The sequence below is a fragment of the Streptomyces longispororuber genome (assembly GCF_014656095.1).
In the GTDB taxonomy this organism is placed as follows: Bacteria; Actinomycetota; Actinomycetes; order Streptomycetales; family Streptomycetaceae; genus Streptomyces; species Streptomyces longispororuber.
On sequence record NZ_BNBT01000093.1, the window covers coordinates 13,537 to 34,373 of the forward strand.

A 20,837-nucleotide genomic window follows, 5' to 3' on the forward strand; every position below is an offset into this window, starting at 1 on the left:
GTGGTGCCGGTGACGCCGGGCGTTCCGGTGGGGGCAGTGGCGCCGGTGGTGGCGCCCCGGTGCGGTTCACCGGGCGCGCAGTCGGACGGTGTGGCCGCGCTCGATGCCGTGCCGGGCGGCGAAGTTGCCCTGGTTGAGGGCGAGGCCGAGCTGATTGCGGCTGGCGATGTAGGCCAGCGGCTCGCCTTCGCCCGTCTCACCGAAAGTATGGCGCAGCGGGGTGCGCATGGAGGTGCCGTTCACTTCGATTTCCAGTTCGGCGCCGAATGCGATGCGCTGTTCTTCGAGGAATTCGCGGGTGATGTTGGTCCATACGTTGCCGTAGTTCTTGTCGAGAAGGGCGACTTCGCCGACGACCCAGCCGTCGACCAGGGCGGGCCGCGCCGTCTCCAGCAAGGTGATGTCGGTGACGGCGAGTTCCTCGCCTATCTCGGCGAACGGTACGCCGTTGGCCACGTGCGCGGCCGCGGACATGACGATGTCACGGCCGTAGAACGTGGGGTCGATGACGGGGCGGCGCACCTTGTCCGCCGTGATGTGCCGCACCTCGGCCACCCCGGCCTCCGCGACGATGCGCGTGAGCAGCCCGTTGTTGGGGGCGAAATAGGTGTGGCCCTGCGGGGTGCGCAGCCCGATCGCGTCGTCCTGGACGCCCGTGTGCGGGAACGTCACACACGCGAAGATCGCGTCGGCCGGGAAGTACCGGAAGGAGTCCCGGATGTAGAGGCTCGCTTCGTAGATGTCGAAGGGGGTGACGTCGTGGGTGACGTCGACGATGTTGGCCTGGGGGGCGATGCCGAGCACCATTCCCTTGCAGATTCCTACGGCGTCGTCGACGAGTCCGAAGTCGGTGAGCAGCCCGACGATGGGCCGGTGGTCGACGAGCGCGGTGGCGCGTTCGGTGGCGGCGGTGACTGGCATGACGTGGTCCTTTCGCGTATGACGACATGACGGGACGCGGACGTACGAGGATGGGGCGATGGAGGCACCCGGGCACCTGGGCACCGGGCACCCGGGCAGCGGGGCGCACAGGGCCCCGAGGGGTGACCGCGCGGAGAACGGACGCCGACATGCGCGCCGTCGGAGGTGATGACGGCCGGCGTGACGACGGCTGACGGATCAACAGGAGTGGCGGGTGAGCAGCACGCGCGGCCGGGCGATGGCGCGCCGGGCGGCCCTCACAGCATCTGCCGAAGCAAACGCCCTGCCTTTGCAATTCCCCGCAAGGGTGAAAACAGTTCTCGCGTAACGAAAAAGGACACTAGCACCCGATTACGGACGGAATCAAAGGTTCCTCGACTTCCGCCCCGTAAAAGCCGGGCAAAAAGGCGGGAGCCGCGTCCACTGCTTCTCTTTTTCCCTTTCCACGGCGTTCTCCGCGCCGTTTCGGAAACGTCCAGGGCGCTGAGCCGGGCGCGCGCCGCCGAGGCGGGACCGACAGACTCCTGGCGCCTTCGAGCGCCGGGGCGTATGTCCCGCCGCTACGGACAGCCGGTTTCCCATCCGTCTTCCTCATGGCTCTCCTTGGCTTCCTGCCATCGGCCCGGCGAACAGCGCGTGTCACCCGATGAGTTCGTTGAGCCGTACTGGACATGCAAGTAAGCCGACGATGCCCGACGGCCCCACGGGAGGCCAAGCAAGATTCCGCTGAGTGGACCACATGACGCAGGACGCCCGGTCCGCAGTCGTGGACCTGCCAGGCGACGGCTTCGGGAGTCGGCCCCGGCGCCTGTGTCACGGGCGACGGAGTCTGACCGCCAGGAACAGTGGCTGCGTGTGTGTCTTGTCGTAGCGGCGTGCGTCGATCCGGCGGGCCTCCTCGGTGGCTCTCGGCTCCGCCAGCTCCTCCAGGACGAACCCGGCGCCGAGGAGTTCCCCGAGGAACGTCTCCAGCGTCATGCGCCGGTAGCGGATCACACCGCCCCCGAAGGGCAGTTCGACCCGGTCGCCGGAGAAGTAGGAGCCGCCGAAGTAGGTCCAGTCGCTGGTGGGGTGGGTGGTGGAGACCAGGAGGGTGCCGCCCGGGCGCAGGACGCGGCGGATCTCGGCGAGCAGTTGGCCGCGTGCCTCGACGTGGTGGTAGACGAGGGCGAGCACGGCCAGGTCGAAGGCGTGGTCGTCCAGGAAGGAGAGGGGTTCCTCCAGGTCGTGGTGGTGCAGGACGGCACCGTCCGCGTGGTCGGCGAGGCGCGTCCGCGCGGCCGCCAGCAGGGACTCGCTCCCCTCGACGCCGGTGACCCGCGCGGCCCCCCGCGCCAGGAGTTCGGCGGCGTAGTGGCCCGCGCCGCAGCCGAGGTCGAGCACCCGTCGTCCCCGTACGTCGCCGGCCAGCCGCAGCATGGCCGCGCGGTCGGTGTGCGCGTTGTAGGCGCTGTCCGTGGCCTGCGCGGCGAAGTACTCGCCCATGTCCCCGTGGTACGCGGTCTCCGGTCTCACCCGGCCATCCTGGCAGCGGGCGGCCCCGCGCCACAGCTCCGCGCCGAAAGCCGCCGCGCCGCGGGGCCGCCGCCCGGGTCGGTCCGCGGCCCGGCAACCGCGCCCTGATCGCCTAGACTCGGTGGCGATGGCCACTTACTTCGACGTGCACCCCGACAACCCGCAGCGGCGCAGCATCAGCAGCGTCGTCGCCGGCGTGCGGTCCGGCGCGCTGATCGCGTACCCGACCGACTCCTGTTACGCGCTGGGCTGCCAGCTCGGCAGCCGCGACGGCATCGCGCGGATCCGGGCGATCCGCAACCTCGACGACCGGCACCACTTCACGCTCGTCTGCGAGAGCTTCGCGCAGCTCGGGCAGTTCGTGCGGCTCGACAACGACGTGTTCCGCGCCATCAAGGCCGCGACGCCCGGCAGTTATACGTTCATCCTGCCCGCGACCAAAGAGGTGCCGCGCCAGTTGCTGCACCCCAAGAAGAAGACGGTCGGTGTCCGGATCCCCGACCACGCGGTCACGCAGGCGCTGCTGGCCGAGCTCGGTGAGCCGCTGCTCTCCAGCACGCTGCTGCTGCCCGACGAGGACGAGCCGCTGACGCAGGGCTGGGAGATCAAGGAGCGCCTGGACCACCAGGTGGACGCCGTCATCGACTCCGGCGACTGCGGTACCGAGCCCACGACCGTCATCGACTTCTCCGACGGGGAGGCCACAATCGTGCGCCGGGGCGCCGGGGACACCTCGCGGTTCGAGTAGCCGGTCACTGCCCGGGGGCCGGGTGCCGCCACCGCCCCGGGGCGACCGCCCTCACCAGGGGTTTCCGCTGCCGTACGGGGCGTAGAGGTCGAGGAGGCGGGTGCGGGCCGCGTGCAGCCGGTGGGCGACGATGCCGCCCACCCACTCGGCGATGTGCTGCCCGAACGCGGGGTCCCTCCGGCACAGCGCCCGTACGGCCGCGGCGTCGAACTGGTGGGCCCGTACGGGGGTCGTGGCCTCGGCGCCCAGGTGCCAGGCGTACGGGGCGTAGAGCCAGGACCAGCCGACGAGTTGGTGGTGGCCGAGGGTCTCGATGACGGCCGCGCGCCGTCCCGGCACGCGCAGGTCGAGGGTGACCGTGCCGGTGCGGACGATCCAGAACCGGTCGGCGTGCCCGCCCTCCTCGAAGAGCCGGGCCCCCTGCGGGAACGACACCTCCTCGGCGATGTCCATCAGCCGTGCCTGGTCGGCGGCGGACAGGGCCCTCAGCGTGCTCGGCGGTGCGAGGTTCATGACATGCCTCCAGAAGTGCGGGAGCGCCCGGCACGGGAGGAGCGCTCGCCCCCTTCATGGTGTGCCGGGACCGCCGCGCCGCCGTAGGGCCGTTCGGCCCGTGCCGAGGGCCGTACGGGGTGAGGCCCGAAGGCCGTACGGTCCCCGCGCGTCCCCGTGCGTCCCCGTGCGGGCCCAGCGCCCGGCTCCCTGGAAGCCGGGCGCGCCGCTCAGCGCCAGCCGAAGCGGCGGTCCACCACGGCCGCGAACTCCTCCAGGGTCAGCACCTCGTCCCCGTTCTGGTCGGCGGCGTCGAACAGCGCCGAGGAGGCGTCAGCGTCCCCCACGCCCCAGAACGGCAGATCGCCGGAGGCCGCGAGGGAGGGACCCTTGGCGCGCAGGGCGGTGATCACCTCCTCGCGGGTCAGGGTCCCGTTCTCGTCGAGGTCGAGGGCCTCGAACAGCTTGCGGGCCTTGTCACTGGTCACGTCGTCCTCATCCTGATCCTGTCGTCGGCGGGGCGGGACCGTCCCGCCCCGCGCTCGCGCTCACGCCGCGCACACGCACGCACGCCGCGCGCACGCGCTCATGAACCGCAACGTACGCCGCGCGGCGCCGGTTCCCCGTGCCGTCCTGCGGGCGCCGGTTCCCCCGTGCCGTTCCGGGGCCGTCACCCGGTGGGGCCGGACCGGGCCGCCGCGCGGGCGAAGTGCCGGGCCACCGCGTGGAAGGACTCCTTGGGCTCCCAGTGCCACCGCGCCGTCGGGTCGTCCTCGGTTCCCCAGACGGCCTTGGTGAGGGTGTAGCCGGCCATGTCGTAGTCGTAGCGCGGCTCGCCGCGGTGCGGCTGGTCCGGGGAGACGAACTCGTACACCATCGCCGCGTGCAGGCCGAGGTCCTCGAAGACGTCGAGGACCTGGGTCAGGTACCGGGCCTGGGTACGTTCGCTGCGCCGGAGGCCGGGCCTCACCTCCGGCTTGGGCTTGGTGTGGTCGACCGTGTCCCAGCCCATGCCGCCTGCTTCGGGAGCGCCCTGGAAGGTGCAGGTGCCGCACTCGGTGATGGCCACGGGCCTGCCCCACTCGCAGTAGGGGGCGAGTTCGCGGGCGTAGCCTCCGGGATCAGCGAAATACGAGTAGTAGTTGACGCTGACGATGTCGAACAGGGTCCAGCCGACGGTGTCGCCGAGGGCGGCGCCGTAGGTGACCGGCCCGTGGAACACCGCGCGGGCGGTCGCGGCCGCGCGCGGGATGAGCCGGTCGAGCTTGCGCTGCGCCTCCTCGGGGTCCCAGTTGCCCGACAGCATGTTCCTGACCCGCTCGTACGCGTTGTCCCCCGGGGCGATCCCGGGGACGAACAGCACGAACTCGCAGCCCACGCTGAGGTACACCCGGGCGCCCTGCCGCCGGAGCCGCTCGGCCTGCCGGCCGGTCTCGGCGAGGTGGTCGAGGATCTCGCGCTCGGGGACGTCCGCCAGGCGCGGCTGGAGCCACACGTGCATGCCGTGCTCGGCCGCCTCCGCCGCGGTGGCCGTCAGGCGCTCCACGCCGGTGCCGTAGGCCACGAGCGAGTTGGCGTGCAGCGACCGCCGGATGGCGCGCACGTCGGAGCACATGCGGTTCCTGTCCCACCCTGTGTGGGGTGTCTCGCCGTCGGCGCACTCGTACAGCACACCCCGGTAGGTCAGCCCGCGCCGGGACGACTCCTGCCCTCCGTCGGTCGGCCCCTCTCCCCCGGCCGGGCGCGGTGCCGCAGCGGCCGCCGGTCCGGTCAGCAGCGGCGCCGCCACCGTGGCGGCGCCCGCCGCCGCGGCGCCGGCGAGGAATCTCCCCCTGGTCATGCCGTCGTGGCCCATCCCCATCGCGTACTCCCTCGGTCGTCGGCTGGTCGGCTCCAGCGTCGGCCGTGGGCGGGGCGGCGGACATCGGCATTCGGTCCCGCGTTCGGTGACCGAAGTCGGCACCGTCCGCGCCAGGAGTTCACCGGGACGCGCGGCCAGACCCTACTTCCGCGCGTGCTCCGGGGACCGTACGGCCATCGGGTCGGCGCCGGTCCCCGCCGGTGCGGTCCGCAGGGGCGGCAGGGGCGGTTCGACGAGCGGGCGGAACACCCGGCGGACGGGCGGCGTCGAAAGGAGCACCACCGCGGTGACGACGGCCACGGACAGCAGGACCTGGCCGCGCGTGCCGAGGTCCTTCAGCTCCGGGTAGATCCCGGCGGCCTCGCCCGCGCGGAGCAGGAGCCCGTGCAGCAGGTAGGGGTACATGGTGACCGCGCCCAGTGCCGTGAAGGGCGTACGCCGTCTCGGGACGCAGGCGAAGAAGGCCGCGACCAGGAGCGCGCCGGCCGCGAAGAGGGCGAGGCGCAGCGCCAGGTACGCCTGCCAGGACACGCCCAGGTCGGTGTGGCCCACGTCCATGGACAGCCAGTGGTCGTCGGGGCCGGGGGCGAGCAGGTACGCCCCGGCCCCGGCGAGCACCAGCACCGGCACGGCGCAGCGGCGGGCCACGCGGGTGGTCAGGAGCTGGAAGTGCCGGGGGCGCAGGCGCAGCCCGAGGACGAACCAGGGCAGGAACATCAGCACGCGGGGCAGGGCCAGCTCGTAGCCCATGGTGGTGAGCCCGGCGGTGAGCGAAACGAGGACGCTCACGGCCAGTGGGTACCGCACGGCCCGCCACAAAGGTGTGCTCAGCCGCCACAGGAACAGCGCGACGAGGAACCAGCACAGGTAGGTGGGTTCCGTGGGGGTGTACGCGAAGGGTTCGTCGCGCACCGCGCTGTTCGCCGCGGCGTACAGGGCCTCGAAGGCGAGGTACGGCAGGAGCACCGAGGAGAGCAGGCGGCGGACCTGGTCGGGGCGCCCGGTGAAGCGCTGCGAGAAGTAGCCGCAGAGCAGGGTGAACGCCGGCATGTGGAAGCCGTAGACCACGGTGTGGACGGCGCGCAGCGCGTGCGTGTCCGCGACGATCTGCTCCCAGGCGTGCCCGAGGGCGACCAGCACGATGAGGAGGAACTTCGCGTTGTCGAAGTACGCCTCGCGCGGGTCGCGGCCGGCCGCCCGGGTCACGTCGCCGACCTCGCCGGGGTCGCCGAGACGTCGCCGCGGCCCGTGGCGGCCGCGTCGACCGGCTGCCAGGGGGCGAAGCGGGCGCCCTTGCGCGGGGTCTGCGTCCAGTACAGCCGGCCGTCGAGGCCGAGCGCGGTGAGGACGACGCCGCCCGAGCCGGTCGCGGTGCCCGAGGGGGCGCCGGCGAGGAGGAAGCCGGTGCGGCTCCAGCGCTGCGGCCGCGGGTCCACCCCGGCCGGCAGCCAGGCGGTGGCGAGGTCCCCGGTGCTGGAGCGCGCCGCCAGCAGGGCGTCGCCCCAGCCCGCGGGGGTGACGCTCGCCGGGCCGTAGCCGCCGGCGCCGCCCAGGTCGGTGACGCGGGCGGGCGCGCCGGCGCGGAGGCCGTGCGGGTCGCGGACGGGCGTCAGGTCGCTCGCGCGCAGGTGGGCGGTGCGGATGTTGCCGGAGTGGGGGCGGCGGAAGTAGAGGCGGACGCCGTCGCCGTCGGGCCGGACGGTGAGCGGGAGCGTGGTGGGCGGCAGCCCGGTGGCCAGCGGGCCGCGCACGCGGCCGCCCGGCCGGTCCTGGACCCAGGCGAGCACCGTGCGGGGGGTGGCGGCGAGGACGTAGGCGCGGCCCGTGCTGTCGGTGGCCGTGACGGGGTCGCTGTGGACCGCCCTGCCGCCGAGGGCCTGCCAGGGCGCCCAGGTGCCGCCCGGCAGCCGGGTGCGGGCGGTGAGCTGGTGGGAGCTGTCGCGCAGGAACACCGTCGTGGCGCCGTCGGCGCCCACCGACACCGCGGGGGCGCTGATGTCGGAGGTGCCGACGAGGTCGGACTGCTCCGGGGTGCCCAGGGAGCGCCAGGGCCCGAAGGCGGCGCCCGGGCGGCGCTGCTCGGTGTAGCCGACCTCCCGGTGGTAGGCGGCGGGGCCCGCGCCGAGGACGGCGCGGGTGCCGTAGACGGCGAGGCGGCCGTCGGGCAGGGTGACCGGCTGGATGCCCGCGTCGAAGCCGGTGCCGGTGAGGAAGGCGGGGCCGCTCCAGCGGGCCTGGCCGGTGCGGCCGCCGGTGCCGGCCGGGCGGTGCCACTGGGCGATGCGGCCGTCGAGGACGGCGAAGGCCGACAGGGTGCCGTCCTCGCCGATCAGCAGCCAGTTGGTGCCGGTGTCGCCGGCGTGGTGGATGGTGCTGGTCCAGTTGCGCTTGGGGTGGGCGGCCACCTTGCGGTCGCCGCAGCCCGCGGCGTCCTTGCAGGCGTTCGGCGCGCCGCCGTCCCCGGCGTACGTGTCGATGGTGCGGGCCTTGGACGCCCCGGAGGCCGGGTCGAGGGCGCCGGGCAGGCCGCCGTTGAAGTATCCGATGTACGTCTGGACGGTGAAGTGGGGGCGCCCGCCGAGGGAGGCGTAGCGGGCGAGGGCCTCCTGGACGAAGCGCGCGCCGTAGCGGTGGTCCTGGTGGTCGGCGCACTTCAGGTTCCGGTCGAGGCGGCCGGGGGTGGGGTTCTGCATCCGCACCTGGGTGGGGCGGAAGCGCTCCAGGTAGCCGGTGAGGGTGCGGATGAGCTGTTCGCGGTCGTAGGCGAAGTTCCGGGCGACCTCGCCGCCGTGCACGAGCTGGGAGCCGAGGGTGGGCACCCGTCCGTCCCACAGGCCGTGCAGGCTGTGCGGGCGGTCGCCGGTGATGCTGCCCGCCTCGTGCAGCAGCGTCCACACGAGCTGGATGTGCGGGTGGCCCTGGAGCGTGTCCAGCTCGGCCTGGCCGCCGCCCGCCGTGGCGATGACGGTGCGCCGCCACGGGTGGGTGGCGTCGCCGGTGACCATCTCGGCGTAAGCGGCGCGGATGCCGTTCTGCCGGGCCTTGGCGTACTTGGCGTGGTCGCGCTCGGCGGGGAAGAGCCGGGGCTGCGCGTCCTTGCGCCGGGGGGCGTTGACGCCGTTGGCCTCGCCGGAGGTGAGGTAGATCGTGGTGAGGGGGCGGCCGCTGCGCAGGGACTGGCCGACCTCCGGGTTGAGGAAGAACAGGTCGTCGTCGGGGTGGGCGACGATCTGCACGACGGACTCCGCGGTCCTGGGCGCCCGGCCCGCGGCGGTCCAGGTGCCCGAGGGCGACACCGTGGTCAGGGCCGGCGGCTGGTGCTTGGGTCCGGCCGACGACGCGTCCCGCGCCCCCGAGGCGGCCGCCATCCCGACGGGGACGATCGCGCACAGCGCGGCGGCCGTGAGGAGGTCACGACGGGTCGTGGGCGCGAGGCGGCGGACTCCGGAGAACATGAAATGGCGTGCTTTCTTTCTACGAACTGTTCATCGTGCAGCCGCGTACCGGCCATATGGCCGAAAGCGACAGGTAACGTCTTCTTGATCACTCAGTGAGATGCCTGAGCGGCGCGGCGGGTTGTCTCTCGTGATCGTCATCACGCCCCTACCGCACCAGCCGGAACGGGAATCGCCCCCGGCCCTTCGGCGGGGATGAACTATGTCACGGTTTGCGGGGTCCGGTGCGGGGTGCTGCACTGAGGTCGGGGCGTACGCGGACACCGGTTCCGCTCCACCGGAGCTGGGGCGTACGCGGACACCGGTTCCGGCCGCCGGGCCCCGGTTGCGGCCGGTGAGGAGGCGATCGTCCATGCCGGACGTCGACCGGGGGTCAGCCACGGCGGAGTTCGACCGTGGGCCGACGGCCTCGTTCGCCGCGCTGCTCCAGCAGGTGCCGGACCCGCCCGTCCGGGACGCCTTCTGGTTCGACTGGGGGCCGGTCTTCCACCGCGGCCGCCTCGACGGTTCCGCCCGCGTGCTGATCGTGGCCTCGGACCCCGGCCCGACCGAGCGGATCGCCGGGCGCAGCCTGGTCGGCAACGCGGGCCAGCGGGTGCAGGGCTTCCTCGCCAAGCTGGGCCTGACCCGCTCGTACGTGTGCCTGAACGCGTGGGCGTACGCGGTGCACCCGAGCCGGGCCCTCGCCATGAAGGAGCGGCTCGGCGACCCGGACCAGCTCGCGTGGCGCAACGCCGTCTTCGACCGGGCGACGGACCGCACGCTCCAGGCGGTCGTCGCGATGGGGTTCATGGCGCAGGAGGCCGTACGGCTGTGGAGCGGGCGGCCCCCGGTCCCGCTCGTGGAGGTCCCCCACCCCTCCAGCCACGACCCGGCGGCGCTGCTGACCGCCTGGCGGGCCGCCGTGACCGAGCTGCGGGCGGTCGTGACGCCGGACGACGACGGGGACGCCACCGGCCCGAACTACGGCACCGAGTTCCGGGAGTCCGACTACGGCGCCGTCCCCCGGCGTGACCTGCCCTTCGGCGCGCCCCGCTTTCTCGGCGACGACGCCTGGGTGCGGGCTCAGGCGGGCGGGCCGCGCAACTCCGTGAGCCGCCCCTCGCCGGACGACGAGCACACGCTGATCTGGAAGGCGCCGGGCTGATGGCGCTCGTCCTGCGCGGCACGGTGGTCACCTTCGACAGCGACCACCGGATCCTCGACCCCGGCGCCGTGTACGTGGGGGACGACGGGCGGCTCGCCGCGGTGCGGCCCGCCGCCCGGGCCGCGCCCGCCGGGTTCTCCTCGGCCCCGGTGATCGACACGGGCGCGCTGATCCTCCCCGGCCTGATCGACCTCCACAACCACCTGCTGTACAACACGCTGCCGTTGTGGGAGGCGGCCGGCGTGCCCTACCAGCACCACGACCGCTGGGTCGACGAGAGGCGCCCGCCCGACTACGCGACGTCGGTCACCTGGCCGGCCAAGGTGCTGGGCCAGGCGGCGCCCGAGGCGCTGCTCAAGTACGTCGAGGTGCGGGCGCTGGTGGGCGGGACCACGGCGGTGCAGGGCGCGCCGCTGTCGACGCGCCCCGTCGACGGCTGGCTGCTGCGGATCATCGACAACGAGAAGCTGCCCGCGGGTGCCGACATGGTGATGACGGCCGCGCTCCAGCTCGACGCCGAGGTGCTGCGCGAGGACCGGGCGCCCAAGCTCGACGGCACCCGGCTGCTGATCTACCACGTCGCGGAGGGGCGGCCCGGCTCGCTCGTCCACCGCGAGTTCGAGGACCTGGAGCCGTGCCTCAGGCCGGGCCTGATCGGCGTGCACGGCACCGCGCTGACCGGGGCGGACTTCGCGAAGTGGCAGAGCGCGGTGCAGGCCGTCGATGCCCGGGAGAAGGGCACCGTCGTCTGGTCGCCCTTCTCGAACCACTGGCTGTACCACACGACCACGGACGTCGTGGAGGCGGACAGGAAGGGGCTGCGGATCGCGCTCGGCTCGGACTGGTCGCCGTCGGGGACCAAGAACGTGCTCGGCGAGCTGAAGGTCGCCGACGCCGTCAACCGCCACGACCTCGGCGGGCACTTCGGCGACCGGGAGCTGTGCGACATGGTCACCGCCCACCCCGGCGACGCGCTGGCCACCGCCTGGGGCCCGCAGGTGGGGCGCCTGGAGCGGGGCAGCGCCGCGGACCTGCTCGTGCTCGAACGCCACGACCCGGCGCGGGACCCGTACCGCAACCTGATCGCCGCGACCGAGCGGCACGTCCGCCTGGTCCTGGTGCGCGGCCGTCCGTTCTACGGCACGCCGTCGCTGATGACCGCCGCCGGGGCGCGCGACACCAGCGCGCTCACGGTGGCGGGGGTCCGGCGCCGGGTGGCGGTGCGCGAACCGGGGCGCGCCGACGCCACGCTCGACTGGCCCGGCGTCAAGCGCGCCCTGGAGAGGGTCCGGGCCGACCCGGTGGACGCCTGGCGCGCCGCGCAGGACGCGCTCGCGGACTGGGGCGGGCCGCTCGACGACCCCGAGGCGCCGCTCGCCCTCTTCGGTGACATGCCCGAGGGCGACACGGGCGCCCTCGCCGCCGCCGGAGAGGTCCCGCTGGACCTGGTCGTCCCGCGCCTGGACCCGCTCACCCACGACAGCGCCTTCCTGGCCGCCGTGGCCCGCGCCGGGGTGCCGCAGCTCCAGCACCTCGCGGAGTACTACGCATGAACGGGGAGGCCCGCGTCATGGGCCTTGAGGACCGCCTCGTGAGCCGGGAGAGCCGCGTCATGGGCCGGGAGAGCCGCGTCATGGGCCGGGAGAGCCGCGTCATGAGGCGGGAGAGCCCTGTCACGCACCGCGGGGACGCGTCGTGAGCCGCGTGGTCGCCGAGCCCGCCCGTGAGCTGCCGGACTCCACCGGGCTCGCGGAGTTCCTGGAGCGGGCCGGGGCCGATCCGCTGCCGCTCGCCGACCGCCACCGGCTCGTGGCCGCCGCCCGCGTGCTCCTCGAGGAGCTGTACGTCCACCTCCCGCTGAAGCGGGCGATGCACGCCACCGACCCCGTGCAGCGGCTGCGCCTCCTTGAGCGCCGCCTTCCGCCCCTGAGCGAGCTCCAGTTCCACGCCGAGCTCACGGACGTCTTCCGCGGGCTGCGCGACCTGCACACCGGCTACCAGTTGCCCGCCCCGTACCGGGGCCACGTGGCCACGCTGGGGTTCCTCGTGGAGCGCTACGCCGACGCCGACGGGACGCCCCACCACATCGTCTCCAAGATCGACCCGGCGCTCGTGCACGCGGGCCTGGACGTCGGCGCCGAGCTGCGGTCCTGGAACGGGGTACCCATCGAGCGGGCGGTCGAGCGCAACGCCGCCGCCCAGGCGGGCTCCCACCCCGACGCGCGCCTCGCCCGCGGCCTGGAGTCGCTGACGCTGCGCCCGCTGCGCACGGCCCCGCCGCCCGACGAGCACTGGGTGCTGCTGTCCTACCGCACCCGGGGCGGGCGCCCGCGCGAGACGCGTGTCCCCTGGCGCGTGCGGGCCGCCGAGCAGTACGCGGGGCGCGCCCAGGACCCCGTCCCGACCCTGGCGACGGGCCTTGGCATCGACGTCGGCGGCGAGGTCGCGCGCCACGTCAAGCGGGACCTCTTCGCGCCGTCACCGGCCCGCCGCCCGGCGGCGCGGACGCTGCGCGGCGTCGTCGGCCACCGCACGCTGCGCATCCGGGGGCGCGCGTACGGGTATCTGCGCCTCTTCTCGTTCAACGTCGCGGGCGCGCGCCGCTTCGCCGAGCACGTGGCGGGGATCGCGGCGCGCGCCCCGGAGGGCGGGCTGATCGTCGACATCCGCGGCAACCCCGGCGGCCATGTCCCGGCCGCGGAGGCCGCGTTGCAGGTGCTGAGCCCCGCCCCCGTGGTGCCGGTCAGCTTCTCCCTGTCCACCTCGCGCGCCGCGCTCGCGCTCGCGCGCGCCCACCCGGGGTTCCGTGTCTGGGCCGCCTCGATCCACGCGGCGCCGGAGACGGGTGAGCTGTACTCGCAGGCCTTCCCGCTGACCGACCCCGAGGCCGTCGCCGCCGGGCTGCCGCGCCACCGCGGCCCGAAGGTCCTGGTCACCGACGCGCTGTCGTACTCGGCGGCCGACGTCTTCGCCGCCGGTTTCCAGGACAACGGCCTCGGCCCCGTCCTCGGCACCGCGCCGCGCACCGGCGCGGGCGGTGCCAACGTGTGGACGTACGACCTGCTGCGCGTGTGGCTGCCCGAGCTGCTCGGCGACCTGCCGCGCGGCGCCGGCTTCCGCGTCGCCCTGCGGCGCGCCACCCGGGCCCGCGGCAACGTCGACGTACCGCTGGAGGACCTCGGCGTACGGGCGGACGTCCTGCACCGGCTCACCGAGCGGGACGTCCTCGACCGCAACAAGGACCTCCTCGCGGCGGCGGCCGCGCTGCTCGCCGGGGACCACGGCTGAGGCGGCCGCCGCCCCCGCGGCGTCCGTGCGCTGCCCGGCGGTGTCAGTGCGCCGTGTCCCGGTCGGGCACCGCGCCGGCGTACGTGGCAAGGCCGTCGGCCATGCGCCCCATGAATCGGGTCAGGTACCGGCGCCAGAACGGGCCCGACAGGGGCAGTCTGGGCTCGAAGACGGCCGACCAGGTGATGTCGGTCCCGCCGTGCGGCACCGGGGTCAGTTCGACGGTTCCGCGGTAGGAGCGGAACACCCCGCCGTCGTTCACGTAGCCGAAGCGCCGGCCGGGCACGAGTTCGACGACGCGTTCGCGGGCGACCGTCCGGCCGGTGCGGAAGACGCGCGTGTCGCCGACCTTCTGGGGTTCGAGCGGGTCGCCGCCGCCCTCGACGGCGGCGTCGTCGATCGGTGACCACGACGGCCAGGTCCCGGCGCGGACGAGGACGGCGAACACGGTCTCCGGGTGCGCCGGGGAACGGGAGGTGACGGCGTAGGTGTACGGCATGCCGTCACGCTAGGCCGGTGCCCGCGGCGCGGGACATGCGCGGGATTGCGGTCCTGCCGCTCCGATGTTGCTCCGGCCCGGGTGCGCGTACGGAAGCGGTCGCTCGCTCACCTCTCGCGGTACGCCGACGGCCGGACTCCGACGTGTTTCAGGAAGGCCGCGGACAGGCTTCCGGGGCCGGCGAAGCCGCAGCGTGCGGCGATCCCGGCGAGGGTGAGGTCGGTGTCGGTGAGCAGCCGCCGGGCCTCCTCGATCCGCAGCCGGGTGAGGTGGCGGTGCGGGGTCTCGCCGGTGGCGTCACGGAAGACGCGGAGGAAGTGGTACACGCTCAGCCGGGCGGCGGCGGCGATGTCCGCGAGCGTCAGCGGATCGGCGAGGCGCTCCCGCATGAGCGCGACGGCCGCGCGCACCGCCGCGTGCTCGGGGCCCGCCGGGGCGTGGCCCCGGCCCCGGGTCAGCAGATGGGTGGTGAGGAAGGCCGCGGCCGCCTCCGCGTACAGGTCGTCCGTGTCCCTGGCGGCCGGCAGCCCGCGCAGGAGGTGCTCCACCACCGTGTCGCCCGTGGCGAGGCCGGCCGCCAGGGCTTCGAAGTCGGGTGCGGGGCCACCCAGTTCGGCGGCGGTCCGCTCCACCGTGGCCCGGGGGATGTGCACCTGGACGCTGCGCAGGGCCACGGCCGCGTGGTAGCTGCGCACGGTGGACCGGCCGGGGACCATGAGTTCCAGGCGGCCGGGGATCCAGCGCCGCCGGGCGGCGCGGCCCCCGCTGCGGGTCCGCATCGTCGCGTCGCCGCCGGTGCAGAGCACCAGGTGCAGGTCGGAGACGCCGGGCAGCGGCAGGTCCTCGGCCCGGGGCGCGTGGGTGAAGCTCTGGACGAGCAGGGAGCGCCAGCCGGCGTCGTGCCAACTGCAGTAGGTGCGCCGCACGGAGGCCGCCGTGTCGAACTCGGCGTACGGCGTGAGGTCGAAGTCGGGCGAGTCGAACACCCGGCCACCTTACGCTCGTCGGCCGGGGTGGCACGGCGGCGCGCGCGTGCCGCCGGTGTCCGCCCTGCCCGCGGGCGGGGCGGACACCGGCGGGACGCTCCGGGGCCGCGCTCAGCCGGAGGCCCCTCCCCGGTGGCTCGCGAGGTGGCCCTTGAGGGTGAAGCCGGGCGCCGTGGCGTCGGCGGGGCTCACCTTGATCCCACCGCCGAGGAGGCGGCGGGCCGCGATGTGGTCGGTGGGCCGGTTGACGGACTCGACCGCGCGCAGCTCCTGCCCCTCGAAGAGGAGCACCGAGTACGCGTCGGGGTCCTCGCCGAGCACCACCTCGGTGTCGGGTGCCTCGGCGAGCCCGGCGATCTGCACGGTCGTGGAGAACTGCTCGCTCCAGAACCAGGGCAGGTCGTCGTAGGCCCGCGGTGACCCCGTGAGCCGTTCGGCGACGAGCCGGGCCTGTCCGACGGCGTTCTGCACCGACTCCAGGCGCAGCCGGTTCCCGGAGCGCGCGTACGGGAACGCCGCGCAGTCGCCGATGGCGGAGATGTACGGGTCGGCGGTCAGCAGGGACGCGTCGACCGTGATGCCGTCGCCCACCGGGAGCCCGGCCGCGGCGGCCAGTTCGGTGCGCGGGCCGACCCCGACGCCGATCAGGACCAGGTCGGCGGGCAGCCGCCGGCCGTCGGCGAGCTCGACCGCGTCCACGCCGCCGCGGCTGTTGCCGTGCAGGGCCGTGACGCCCTGCCCGAACAGCAGGTGCGTGCCCTCCCGTTGGTGCAGCCGCGTGAAGTGCGCGGCGCCGCGCGCGGACAGCACCCGGGCGAGCGGGCGGTCCAGCGCCTCGACGACGGTCACCGCGCACCCCGCCGCGCGGGCCGCGGCGGCGCCCTCCAGGCCGATGTACCCGGCCCCGACGACGACCATCCGCCGCGCCGAGGCCAGCGCCGCGCGCAGGGCGTCGACGTTCCGCGCCGTGCGCAGCGTGTGCACGCCGCGCAGTCCGGCGCCCGGCACGTCGAGCACCCGCGGCCGGGCCCCGGTGGCGAGGACGAGGTGACCGTAGTCGTACGCGGAGCCGTCGGCGAGGCGGACGGTGCGGGCGGCCGGGTCGATGCCGGTGACGGTGCCCTTGACGAGGTCGATGGACTGGCGCACGTAGTAGGTGGCGGGCCGCAGCCAGAGCTGTGCCTCGTCCGCCGTTCCCTTGAGGTACGCCTTGGACAGCGGGGGGCGTTCGTAGGGCAGCGCGTCCTCGGCGCTGACGAGGGTGACGCGCCCCTGGTAGCCGAACTCGCGCAGGGACGCCGCCGTCTGGTGGCCGCCCTGTCCCGCGCCCACGACGACCACGGAGTCGGGCCGCTCGTCGGGCGCCATCAGTTCTGCCGTTCGGGCAGGTGGACGATGAGGCCGTCCAGGTCGCCGGTCACGTCGAGCTGGCAGCTCAGCCGGCTGTTGGGGCGGCGCGGGCAGGCGGTGAAGTCGAGCATCTCGTCCTCCTCCGGCGCGGCCGGCGCCAGCTTGTCGAGCGTGGTCTCGTCGACGTACACGTGGCACGTGGCGCACTGCGCGTTGCCGCCGCACTGGGCGACGATGCCGTCGACGTCGTTCAGGACGGCGCCGCGCATGACGCTCGTGCCGAGGGGGACCTCGACCGCCTGCTCGGTCCCGTCGACGGCGACGTACGTGATCTTGGGCATGAGTACTCCTCGGAGGCACCCGGCCGGGCGCGACAGCGCGCGGGGGCGACGGGTGCCGGTCACAGGGACATCGGAAACGTGGTGCGGAAGGCGCACCGACGCTGCCGGGGCCGGTGGGGGACGCGACACCCCTGCCAACTCACCCGTACGCTCCGGCCGTTCGGACACACCACATCCTCGGCCGGGGACGACGGCAGCGCGTTGGAACGTATCAGAGGAGGTGGCCGCGCGCCAGGACGGACCCGGGGGCGCGGTCGCGGCGCGCGTCGGGCAGGCGGTGGGTCATGAAGGGCCTGCTGGTGGTGAACTCGCGGAACTTCCGGGCGGCTTCGGAGAGGTAGGCGTCGCGGTTCCACACCAGGGTGAGCACCCGGTGGCAGCCGGGAGCGTCCACCCGCACCCAGGCGACGGGGACGCGCGTCTCCGTGCCGGCCCGGCGGGACACCGCCGGGATGAGGCCGATGCCGAGGCCCGCGCTGATCATGTCCTGGCTCGCGGCCGGCTCGTTCCCCTCGCAGGACAGCCGGGGCGTCAGCCCCTCGGCGGCGAACAGCCGGTCGAGCAGAGCGCGTTGCCAGTGGCCGGGGCGGGTGGTGACGAAGGGCTCGTCGGCGAGCTCGCGGACGGTCACGCTCTCGCGTCCGTCGAGCCGGTGGCCGTAGGGGACGGCGAGCAGCACCTCCTCGCGGGCCAGCTCCACCGACGCGAAGCCCGCCCCGGTCAGCGGCTGCGAGGCCACGCAGAAGTCGACCTCCCCGGCGCGCAGCCGGCGGTCCATGTCCTCGGCGTCGGACTGGAAGAGCCGCACGTCGGCGCGGGGGTGGGCGGCCCGGAAGCTGCCGAGCAGAGGGGTGACGGTCAGCAGCGTCTCGGAGGCGACACGGACCCGGCCGAGCCCCGTGTCCCGCGCCTCGCGCACGGCCCTGCGGCCGTCGTCGAGCTCGGCGAGGGCGCGGTCGACGTGGCGCAGGAACATCTCGCCGTACTGGTTGAGCCGGATGCGGCGGCCCTGCCGGTCGAAGAGCGGTGACCCGAGGTCGGCCTCCAGGCGCGCGAGGGAGCGGCTCAGCGAGGGCTGGGCGACCCGCAGCTCCTCCGCGGCACGGCTGATGTGCTCGTACCGGGCGACGACCTGGAAGTAACGCAACTGCAGCAGATCCACGGCTCACCTTCACTCATGCCTTCGGCGTCATCATCACATAGCGGAACTGGTCGTGGAACGCATGAGCAACTCTCCCTACGGTCGTCACCAGGGCCACCGCGCAGGTGAGGGCCGTCCCGGCCGCCATCTGCACGCGACGCGGTGGCCCTTTCCACCCCACCCCTCTTCTCGTCGACCCTCCGCCACCCCGCCCCCAGAAAGGTCCCTCATGAGCGCTGCGGACCTGGCGCGACTCCAGTTCGCGGCCACGACCGGCATCCACTGGCTGTTCGTGATCCTCACCATGGGGCTCGTCCCCCTCGTGGCGATCCTGCACACCCGGGCCGCGTTCACCCGCGATCCCGCCGAAAGGGCCGCCCGGGAGCGCATGACGCGCTTCTGGGGACAGCTCTACGTCATCAACTACGCGGTCGGCATCGTCACCGGCCTCGTCATGGAGTTCCAGTTCGGGCTGAGCTGGAGCGGCCTGAGCAAGTTCGCGGGCAACGTCTTCGGGGCGCCGCTCGCGCTGGAGACCCTCATCGCCTTCTTCGCCGAGTCCACCTTCCTCGGCATGTGGATCTTCGGCTGGGGCCGGCTGCGCCGCGGCGTGCACGTCACGCTCATCTGGCTGGTGGCCCTGACCGCGTACGCGTCGGCGTACTGGATCCTGGTCGCCAACGGGTTCATGCAGCACCCCGTCGGCTACGAAGTCCGCGACGGCCAGGCCTACCTGACCGACTTCGGGGCGCTGCTGACCAACCCGAGCGCCCTGCTGGCCCTCGCCCACGTCACGCTCGCCGCGCTGACCACGGGCGGCGTCTTCGTCGCCGGGATCAGCGCCGTGCACTGCCTCCGGGGCGCGAAGGAGAGGGACCTGTTCCGCGGCTCCCTGCGCCTGGGCGTCTGGGTGGCCACCCTCGCCTCGTTCTTCGTCATCATCGTCGGCGACCTCCAGTTCCCACTCCTCGACCGGACGCAGCCGCGGAAGCTGGCCGCCCTGGAGGACGGCGGCGCGCCCTGGCACCTGTGGCTGCGGATCTCCATGGACACGATGACGATCATCGGCAACACCGTCTCCACCATCACCCTCGTCGCCGTCCTGCTGCTGTGGAAGGACTGGCTGGTGCGGTGGCGCCCACTCGCGTACCTGATGGCCGCGATGATCCCGTTCCCCTTCATCGCCTCGGCGGGCGGCTGGGCCTTCCGCGAGGTGGGACGCCAACCCTGGCTGGTCTACGGGGAGTTGCGGGTCGACGATGCGCTGTCCCCCGTCGGGACGGCCTCGCTGGCGGTGTCCTGCGCCCTGTTCATCGCGCTCTTCGTGGCGCTGGCGGCGGTGAACTGGACGCTGTTGGTGCGCTTCGCCCGGCGCGGCCCGGAGGCCACGCAGCTCGGTGCGACCGAGCCGCTCCCCGACGACCTGCCCGAAGGCGGCTCCGGCGACGCGCCCGGCGGCGGCACCGACGAGAAGCACCCGGTGCCGGTCTTCTGAGCCGCCCCTCCATCCCCGGCCTACCGGCCCCTCCCCTGCGGAACCTGGGTCGTCCCCTGACGGAAAGTTGAGCGAGATGAGTCTGGAGATCTTCTGGCTGGCCCTGCTCGGGCTGCTGCTCGCCGGGTACTTCGTGCTCGGCGGGTACGACTACGGCGTACAGATGCTGCACCCGTTCCTCGGCGGCCGCGGCGGCGGCCCGGGCGCCCGGGAAGCGCCACCCGCCGGCTCCCCGCCCACCGGCCGGAACGCCGCCCTCGACGCCATGGCCCCGTTCTTCCTGGGCAACGAGGTGTGGCTGGTCGCCTTCACCGGTGTCCTGTTCGGCGCCTTCCCGCACCTGGAGGGCAGCCTGCTGTCGGGCCTGTACCCGCTGATCGTGGCGATCCTCGCCGGGCTCGTGGTCGGCAACGCCGCCGTCCAGCTCCGCGGCCGCGCCCGGGGCCCGCGCGGCCGCCGGTGGTGGGGCGCCCTCATCGCGTGCGGCGGGGCGCTGCCCGCCCTGTGCTGGGGACTCGTCCTCGGCCTGCTGCTGCACGGTGTGCCCCGGCGGGCCGACGGGAGCTTCCACATCGGGCCCGGCGAGGTGCTCACGCCGTTCGTGCTGGCCTGCGGGGCGACCACCGCGCTGCTGTTCGCGGCGCACGGGGCGGCCTTCGTCGCCCTGCGCTCCGCGCCCCAACTCGCAGCCAGGGCACGGCTCCTGGGCACCACGCTCGTACGGGCGACCGGCGCCGTGGGCTGCCTCCCGCTGCTGCTCACGCTCTTCGGCGCGGGCGCGTCCCCGGTCAACCGCGCGGCGTCGGCCGTCCTCGCCGCCCTGCTGGCCGCGGCCCTCGCCGGGGCCTGGTGGTGCCTCTCGCGCGGGCACCACGCCCGGGCGTTCGCCGCCACCTCCGGCGCGGCGCTGCTGCCCGTGGCACTGGTGGGCGCGGGGCAGTACCCGTACGTCCTGAAGGCGTCGGCGGGAGGCGGGATGACGCTCCACGAAGCCGTGACGGACTCCGCCACCCTGACAATCCTGACCGCGTTCGGGGTCGTGCTGGTCCCGGTGATCCTCGCCTACCAGACGTGGAGCTGGTGGGCATTCCGGGGGCGTACGGGGCGCCGCCACCCGAGCTACTTCTGAACGGGGCCGCGCCTGCCTCGGGGGCCGGGACCGCACCTGCCTCCGGAGCCGGGGCCGCACCTGGCCACTGAGTCAGGGCCGCACCTCACCTCCGTGTCCGGGTCGCGCCCACTGCTGAGCACCCGGCCCCGGCGTGTCAGCCCTCGCCCCCCCGACCGGCCCCCTCCCCCGACCGACGAGAGGTCCCCCACCATGAAGCCCGTCGAACGCCGCCTCCTGCGCGAACTGCCCGTGCTGCGGCGCCACGTGACGACCTCCGCGGTACTGGCGCTGCTCGGTGCCGGGCTCGTCGTCGCCCAGGCGGTCCTGCTCGCGGCGGTCCTCGCGGCCGGCTTCGCCGGGCACCGGACGCGGGTCGCGCCGCTGGTGGCCCTGGGCGCCGTCATGGCACTGCGCGCCCTGCTGTCCTGGGCCCGCGGGGCGCTCGCCGGGCCCGCGGCGGCCGAAGCCAAGCGCGCGCTGCGGGACC

Annotated in this window: 19 protein-coding genes and 1 pseudogene; 8 read left to right on the forward strand and 12 right to left on the reverse strand. The window is 74.2% G+C overall.

Going from position 1 to position 20,837, the window contains the following annotated elements; genetic code table 11:
* Window positions 1-66: 66 nt before the first annotated feature.
* Both IE330_RS24955 and IE330_RS24960 read right to left on the reverse strand, forming a co-directional pair.
* The gene (locus IE330_RS24955; RefSeq protein ID WP_190138357.1) at window positions 67-921 is read right to left on the reverse strand and encodes an SAM hydrolase/SAM-dependent halogenase family protein; all 855 of its coding nucleotides are present in this window, start codon (window positions 919-921) and stop codon (window positions 67-69) included.
* 813 nt (window positions 922-1,734) lie between these two features.
* Window positions 1,735-2,436, reverse strand: a complete 702-nt coding sequence (locus IE330_RS24960; protein ID WP_190138358.1) for a class I SAM-dependent methyltransferase — start codon at window positions 2,434-2,436, stop codon at window positions 1,735-1,737.
* A 127-nt stretch (window positions 2,437-2,563) separates the two neighbouring features.
* Here IE330_RS24960 and IE330_RS24965 point away from each other — a divergent pair, with 127 nt between their 5' ends.
* Window positions 2,564-3,184 (forward strand): L-threonylcarbamoyladenylate synthase, encoded by a 621-nt coding sequence (locus IE330_RS24965; RefSeq protein ID WP_190138359.1) that lies wholly within the window; start codon window positions 2,564-2,566, stop codon window positions 3,182-3,184.
* A gap of 51 nt (window positions 3,185-3,235) precedes the next feature.
* Here the strand turns inward: IE330_RS24965 and IE330_RS24970 are convergent, their stop codons facing one another.
* From IE330_RS24970 to IE330_RS24990, 5 genes are all read right to left on the reverse strand, one after another.
* On the reverse strand, window positions 3,236-3,697 hold the full coding sequence (locus IE330_RS24970) for a Crp/Fnr family transcriptional regulator (RefSeq protein WP_190138360.1): 462 nt from the start codon (window positions 3,695-3,697) through the stop codon (window positions 3,236-3,238).
* Between the two features lie 209 nt (window positions 3,698-3,906).
* Window positions 3,907-4,164, reverse strand: coding sequence for an EF-hand domain-containing protein (locus tag IE330_RS24975; protein ID WP_190138361.1), 258 nt, complete (start codon window positions 4,162-4,164; stop codon window positions 3,907-3,909).
* 182 nt (window positions 4,165-4,346) lie between these two features.
* Complete coding sequence (locus IE330_RS24980; RefSeq protein ID WP_190138374.1) at window positions 4,347-5,531, reverse strand: glycoside hydrolase family 113 protein; 1,185 nt, start codon at window positions 5,529-5,531, stop codon at window positions 4,347-4,349.
* Window positions 5,532-5,678: 147 nt separating this feature from the next.
* Window positions 5,679-6,743, reverse strand: a complete 1,065-nt coding sequence (locus tag IE330_RS24985) for an acyltransferase family protein (RefSeq protein ID WP_190138362.1) — start codon at window positions 6,741-6,743, stop codon at window positions 5,679-5,681.
* Window positions 6,740-8,992, reverse strand: coding sequence for a PIG-L family deacetylase (locus tag IE330_RS24990; RefSeq protein ID WP_229925901.1), 2,253 nt, complete (start codon window positions 8,990-8,992; stop codon window positions 6,740-6,742). Before IE330_RS24990 ends, IE330_RS24985 begins: the two co-directional genes overlap by 4 nt.
* A gap of 352 nt (window positions 8,993-9,344) precedes the next feature.
* Between IE330_RS24990 and IE330_RS24995 the strand changes: the two genes are divergently transcribed.
* From IE330_RS24995 to IE330_RS25010, 4 genes are read left to right on the forward strand one after another with little or no spacing between them, the layout of a single operon-like run.
* Entirely contained in the window at window positions 9,345-10,139 is a 795-nt protein-coding gene (locus IE330_RS24995; protein WP_190138363.1) for a uracil-DNA glycosylase family protein, read from the forward strand.
* A complete protein-coding gene (locus IE330_RS25000) occupies window positions 10,139-11,692 on the forward strand; it encodes an amidohydrolase family protein (RefSeq protein WP_190138364.1) in 1,554 nt (517 codons plus the stop codon). Before IE330_RS24995 ends, IE330_RS25000 begins: the two co-directional genes overlap by 1 nt.
* A complete protein-coding gene (locus tag IE330_RS25005) occupies window positions 11,689-11,838 on the forward strand; it encodes a hypothetical protein (protein WP_190138365.1) in 150 nt (49 codons plus the stop codon). The genes IE330_RS25000 and IE330_RS25005 overlap by 4 nt, the downstream gene beginning before the upstream one ends.
* Window positions 11,835-13,427, forward strand: coding sequence for a S41 family peptidase (locus IE330_RS25010; RefSeq protein ID WP_190138366.1), 1,593 nt, complete (start codon window positions 11,835-11,837; stop codon window positions 13,425-13,427). Before IE330_RS25005 ends, IE330_RS25010 begins: the two co-directional genes overlap by 4 nt.
* A 43-nt stretch (window positions 13,428-13,470) precedes the next feature.
* On the opposite strand, the gene IE330_RS25015 is transcribed toward IE330_RS25010, so the two are convergent.
* From IE330_RS25015 to IE330_RS25035, 5 genes are all read right to left on the reverse strand, one after another.
* A complete protein-coding gene (locus IE330_RS25015) occupies window positions 13,471-13,926 on the reverse strand; it encodes an SRPBCC family protein (RefSeq protein ID WP_190138367.1) in 456 nt (151 codons plus the stop codon).
* 107 nt (window positions 13,927-14,033) lie between these two features.
* Window positions 14,034-14,912, reverse strand: coding sequence for a helix-turn-helix domain-containing protein (locus tag IE330_RS25020; RefSeq protein WP_190138368.1), 879 nt, complete (start codon window positions 14,910-14,912; stop codon window positions 14,034-14,036).
* Between the two features lie 111 nt (window positions 14,913-15,023).
* Window positions 15,024-16,280, reverse strand: coding sequence for an NAD(P)/FAD-dependent oxidoreductase (locus IE330_RS25025; RefSeq protein WP_190138369.1), 1,257 nt, complete (start codon window positions 16,278-16,280; stop codon window positions 15,024-15,026).
* Window positions 16,280-16,603 (reverse strand): 2Fe-2S iron-sulfur cluster-binding protein, encoded by a 324-nt coding sequence (locus tag IE330_RS25030; RefSeq protein ID WP_190138370.1) that lies wholly within the window; start codon window positions 16,601-16,603, stop codon window positions 16,280-16,282. The genes IE330_RS25025 and IE330_RS25030 overlap by 1 nt, the downstream gene beginning before the upstream one ends.
* 211 nt (window positions 16,604-16,814) lie before the next feature.
* The gene (locus IE330_RS25035) at window positions 16,815-17,765 is read right to left on the reverse strand and encodes a LysR family transcriptional regulator (protein WP_190138371.1); all 951 of its coding nucleotides are present in this window, start codon (window positions 17,763-17,765) and stop codon (window positions 16,815-16,817) included.
* A 208-nt stretch (window positions 17,766-17,973) separates the two neighbouring features.
* Here IE330_RS25035 and IE330_RS25040 point away from each other — a divergent pair, with 208 nt between their 5' ends.
* The 3 genes and pseudogenes from IE330_RS25040 to IE330_RS25050 form a co-directional block, all read left to right on the forward strand.
* Complete coding sequence (locus IE330_RS25040) at window positions 17,974-19,239, forward strand: cytochrome ubiquinol oxidase subunit I (RefSeq protein ID WP_190138372.1); 1,266 nt, start codon at window positions 17,974-17,976, stop codon at window positions 19,237-19,239.
* 76 nt (window positions 19,240-19,315) lie between these two features.
* A complete protein-coding gene (locus IE330_RS25045) occupies window positions 19,316-20,368 on the forward strand; it encodes a cytochrome d ubiquinol oxidase subunit II (protein WP_190138373.1) in 1,053 nt (350 codons plus the stop codon).
* A gap of 192 nt (window positions 20,369-20,560) precedes the next feature.
* Window positions 20,561-20,837: pseudogene (locus tag IE330_RS25050) on the forward strand (thiol reductant ABC exporter subunit CydD); the annotation flags it as partial.

What these genes read in the sequence shown, in the direction of transcription:
- IE330_RS24995 (WP_190138363.1), top strand. Translation starts at nt 9,345, where the DNA reads ATGCCGGACGTCGACCGGGGGTCAGCCACGGCGGAGTTCGACCGTGGG.
- IE330_RS25015 (WP_190138367.1), bottom strand. Translation starts at nt 13,926, where the DNA reads ATGCCGTACACCTACGCCGTCACCTCCCGTTCCCCGGCGCACCCGGAG.
- IE330_RS25000 (WP_190138364.1), top strand. Translation starts at nt 10,139, where the DNA reads ATGGCGCTCGTCCTGCGCGGCACGGTGGTCACCTTCGACAGCGACCAC.
- IE330_RS25030 (WP_190138370.1), bottom strand. Translation starts at nt 16,603, where the DNA reads ATGCCCAAGATCACGTACGTCGCCGTCGACGGGACCGAGCAGGCGGTC.
- IE330_RS25045 (WP_190138373.1), top strand. Translation starts at nt 19,316, where the DNA reads ATGAGTCTGGAGATCTTCTGGCTGGCCCTGCTCGGGCTGCTGCTCGCC.
- IE330_RS24970 (WP_190138360.1), bottom strand. Translation starts at nt 3,697, where the DNA reads ATGAACCTCGCACCGCCGAGCACGCTGAGGGCCCTGTCCGCCGCCGAC.
- IE330_RS24980 (WP_190138374.1), bottom strand. Translation starts at nt 5,531, where the DNA reads ATGGGCCACGACGGCATGACCAGGGGGAGATTCCTCGCCGGCGCCGCG.
- IE330_RS24990 (WP_229925901.1), bottom strand. Translation starts at nt 8,992, where the DNA reads ATGTTCTCCGGAGTCCGCCGCCTCGCGCCCACGACCCGTCGTGACCTC.
- IE330_RS25005 (WP_190138365.1), top strand. Translation starts at nt 11,689, where the DNA reads ATGAACGGGGAGGCCCGCGTCATGGGCCTTGAGGACCGCCTCGTGAGC.
- IE330_RS25025 (WP_190138369.1), bottom strand. Translation starts at nt 16,280, where the DNA reads ATGGCGCCCGACGAGCGGCCCGACTCCGTGGTCGTCGTGGGCGCGGGA.
- IE330_RS25040 (WP_190138372.1), top strand. Translation starts at nt 17,974, where the DNA reads ATGAGCGCTGCGGACCTGGCGCGACTCCAGTTCGCGGCCACGACCGGC.
- IE330_RS24955 (WP_190138357.1), bottom strand. Translation starts at nt 921, where the DNA reads ATGCCAGTCACCGCCGCCACCGAACGCGCCACCGCGCTCGTCGACCAC.
- IE330_RS24965 (WP_190138359.1), top strand. Translation starts at nt 2,564, where the DNA reads ATGGCCACTTACTTCGACGTGCACCCCGACAACCCGCAGCGGCGCAGC.